Here is a 3779-nt window from a genome sequence, read left to right on the forward strand (position 1 = left end):
AGGTAAAGGCTCGGGTGATCGGGTTAAGCGCTGAAAAATAGCGGGCAACTAACCCCTCCTGCATGACCAGGAGAGAATACGTTAAGGCTGGCAGTGTAGGGTTTTGTACTGTAGAGTTTTGTACATTAAGTGCATCTGAGTGGCAATAATGGAAAAATTCTACAATCGAGAGCAGCAGTTAAGTGAATTACGCGCTATTTCTGCTGGCATTGAACAAAGCAAGGGCCAGCTGTCTGTGGTGGTGGGGCGGCGCCGTGTAGGTAAAACCCGGTTACTCAATGAGGCTTTTTCGCAAGAGTCCGGGTTATTTCTTTATCTGTTTATCAGTCGCAAAAATGAGGCGGCTCTTGTTGAGGAGTTTGCGAATATCCTTCGGCTCAAGCTGGGTGTGAGATTTTTTCAACCGCAGAGCCTGCTTGATATTTTTGAGTTTTTGTTTGATTTTGCGCAAAAGCAGCCGCTTACTCTCGTTGTGGATGAGTTCCAGGATATTGAGCGCCTTAACCCCGGACTGTTTTCCAGCCTGCAAAATCTGTGGGATCAAAATAAAAGAAAATCAATGATCCACTGGGTTTGCTGTGGCTCTTTGTACAGCCTGATGACTCGACTCTTCAAGGGTGCAAAGCAACCTCTGCTTAACCGGGACGATCACTTCTTTAAAATTCAGCCTTTGGCACCGCAATACCTGCACCAAATGTTGCTGGATAACCAACTGTTTACACCTGAACGTCTGTTGCAATGGTGGTGTTTATCCGGTGGCATTCCCAAGTATCTGGAGTGGCTGCTGAATGCTGGCGAGCAGCCTTTTGAAAAGTTAATCACTGCTTCTTCACCTCTGATAGAAGAGGGGTTGCACCGCCTGGTAGAGGACTTTGGCAGTGAGCACCGTGCCTACTTCAGTGTACTGGCCGCCATTGCCAGGGGTCACACCAGCCGAGCCAGAATTGAGAGTTATCTGGAAATGGGTGTCGGTCCTGTTCTGGAAAAGCTGGAAAATGAGTTTGACATTATAGCCAAACAGCGCCCTGTACATGCCAAGGAAAACTCGCGCAATCTTCGCTACAGTCTGGTTGACCCTTTCCTTGTATTCTGGTTTCACTTTATTCACACCAATCGCAGTGCGGTAGAAATGGAAAACTTCAGCTATCTGCGCACGTTGATTGCACGCGACTTTGACACCTTTTCAGGCAAGCAGCTGGAAAGCCTGTTCACCGCGCAACTGAAACATTCCCGACAGTTCAACCGCATAGGCGGTTACTGGGATAACAAGGGTGAACACGAAATTGATATCGTTGCCATTAACGATCTGGAAAAACGTCTGCTGGTGGTGGAAGTAAAACGCCAGAGTAAACGCTTTAAGCCGGAACAGCTCGCCAGCAAGACGCAGCAATTACTGCAAAAACTGAACTGCCAAGGCTATAGCATAGAGCAGCGCTGTTTTTCACTTGACAATCTTGAGCAGGTTTTTGCTGAGTTCAACCAGATTGACTTGAAGCCATGAAGCAGTTTTACACAGGGAAATAAAAGGTCTTTCATGTGTTTTCCCTGGGTATATGAAAGGGCATTAACTTGATATGAAAAAAACCACCACTAAGCTTCACCTTAAAATTGCCACTCTGGATCGCAGTTACAAGCGCTTGTTGATGCTGTTGACTGATCTGCTGGCTTTACCCTTGGCGCTTTGGTCTGGTTTTGCTTTGCGTTTTGCCGAGTGGTGGCCACAACCCTATATGTCTAACTTCTGGTGGCTGTTTATCATCACGCCATTGGTTGGTGTTTTGGTTTTTGCGCGTCTGGGTTTGTATCGTGCTGTAGTGCGCTTTATGGGCGTGCAGGCGCTCTGGGCTGTGGTTAGAGGGGCGTTTTTACTTGCATTGTTGATGTGGGCAGGTATTTACTTTTATGCGATTAAGGGCTTTCCTCGCTCTGTTCCCATTAATTTTGCTTTGGTAACACTGATTTATGTCGGTGGCACACGCTTGTTAGTGCGTGCTTACTACCAGTGGTTGATCAAACACTATGCCGATAAGGAAGCGGTATTGATTTATGGTGCGGGTGGAGCAGGTGTTCAGCTGGCAGTGGCGCTGAATAATGGCCGTGAGTTTTATTCCCGCGCATTTATTGATGATGACCCAAAGCTCTGGGGCAGTGTGGTGCAGGGATTAAAAGTTTATCCACCCCATGATGCTGCGAGTGTACTGCAACGTCATGGCATTGCCAGGGTTTTGTTAGCAATTCCTAATGCCAATAAGCAGCAGCGTAAAAAGGTGCTGGATTTATTTGCTGATCAGCCGGTGCATGTGCAAACGGTGCCCTCCATGCCGGAGATTGTTTCTGGTGAGGCCAGTGTCGATCAGCTGCGTGAGGTGGAGCTGGAGGATTTGCTGGGTCGTGACCCTGTACCGCCACGCGAAGAACTCTTGGCTGCCAGTATTCACGGAAAAGTCGTAATGGTGACTGGGGCAGGCGGCTCTATCGGCTCTGAGTTATGTCGTCAGATTGTACGTATTCAGCCACGTTTATTGCTGTTATTTGAGATCAGTGAGTTCTCGCTGTACAGCATAGAGCAAGAGCTTAATCAAATAATTCAGCAGGAACAGCTGAACACTCGGGTGTTGGCTTTGTTGGGTTCTGTGTGTAACCGTGCCCGTGTGGAGGCTGTTCTGAGGCGTTATGATGTAGCCACACTTTACCATGCGGCGGCTTACAAACATGTGCCGATGGTTGAGCATAATGTTTTTGAAGGTATTCGTAACAATGTGCTGGGCACCCAGGTGGTTGCGGAATCCGCCCTCAAGTTTGGTGTCGAGCGCTGTATATTGGTTTCGACGGATAAAGCCGTTCGCCCGACTAATGTGATGGGTGCCACTAAGCGTTTTGCTGAATTGATTTTGCAGGATCTGGCTTCATGCTCTGGATTTACGATTTTTTCCATGGTGCGATTTGGTAATGTCCTGGGTTCTTCTGGTTCTGTGGTGCCTTTATTCAGAAAACAGATTGCAGCCGGTGGACCGGTGACTGTCACTCATCCAGAGATTACCCGCTTTTTTATGACCATTCCGGAAGCATCTTTGCTTGTTATCCAGGCGGGATCGATGGCAAAAGGTGGTGATGTTTTTGTGCTGGATATGGGCGAACCGGTAAAAATTGAGCACCTGGCGCGGCGTATGATTCAGCTTTCCGGCTTGGAAGTAAAAGATGAAAAGCACCCGGAGGGTGATATTGAGGTGGTCTTTTCGGGTTTGCGCCCCGGTGAGAAGCTTTATGAAGAGCTATTGATTGGCGACAATGTGTCCGGCACTCAGCACCCAAAAATCATGCGGGCAGAAGAAGAAACCCTGACTCGACCACAGATTGACGAATTTTTGTACTTGTTAGCAGCTGCAGAGCAGGAGCTGGACTGCTGGAAAGCCCGTGCAGTTCTGGAGATGGCTGTTGGAGGATTCAAGCCCTCTTCCGATGTGGTGGATCATTTGTTGCCGCCTTTCACCGACTTGCTTACGGGTAAAGTAACACCGCCACCGGGGCAGCAATTGCAGTAGTTATTCATTGATGGTTTGAATTTTGATCCAAAAGTCGCTGCGGCGGCTTTTGTGTTATCTTGGGGTAAGGTTTTTGTAGACATTGATCTCCGGGGCGCATGAGGATGGAAAGATTTTTTAATACCGCCGGGCCAACCATTACTACAGATCATTACCATATTGATTTGTTGCATCGGTTGGATTGGGAGGAGATTCAGCACTTAATTGCCAGTAAGCGCTATTTTGTGCTTCATGCCC

2 protein-coding genes are annotated in these 3779 nt (G+C 48.1%); both read left to right on the plus strand.

Annotation, left to right across the window (positions count from 1 at the left end):
- Window positions 1-148 precede the first annotated feature (148 nt).
- Window positions 149-1501, plus strand: a complete 1353-nt coding sequence (locus IBX50_RS18315) for a DUF234 domain-containing protein (protein WP_292257841.1) — start codon at window positions 149-151, stop codon at window positions 1499-1501.
- A 73-nt stretch (window positions 1502-1574) separates the two neighbouring features.
- Complete coding sequence (locus IBX50_RS18320; protein WP_292257842.1) at window positions 1575-3542, plus strand: nucleoside-diphosphate sugar epimerase/dehydratase; 1968 nt, start codon at window positions 1575-1577, stop codon at window positions 3540-3542.
- The last annotated feature ends 237 nt before the right edge of the window (window positions 3543-3779 follow it).

Source organism: Marinospirillum sp. (assembly GCF_014859565.1).

Bases quoted from the DNA above. Each gene is read 5' to 3' on its own strand.
- IBX50_RS18315 (WP_292257841.1), top strand. From the start codon at position 149: ATGGAAAAATTCTACAATCGAGAGCAGCAGTTAAGTGAATTACGCGCT.
- IBX50_RS18320 (WP_292257842.1), top strand. From the start codon at position 1,575: ATGAAAAAAACCACCACTAAGCTTCACCTTAAAATTGCCACTCTGGAT.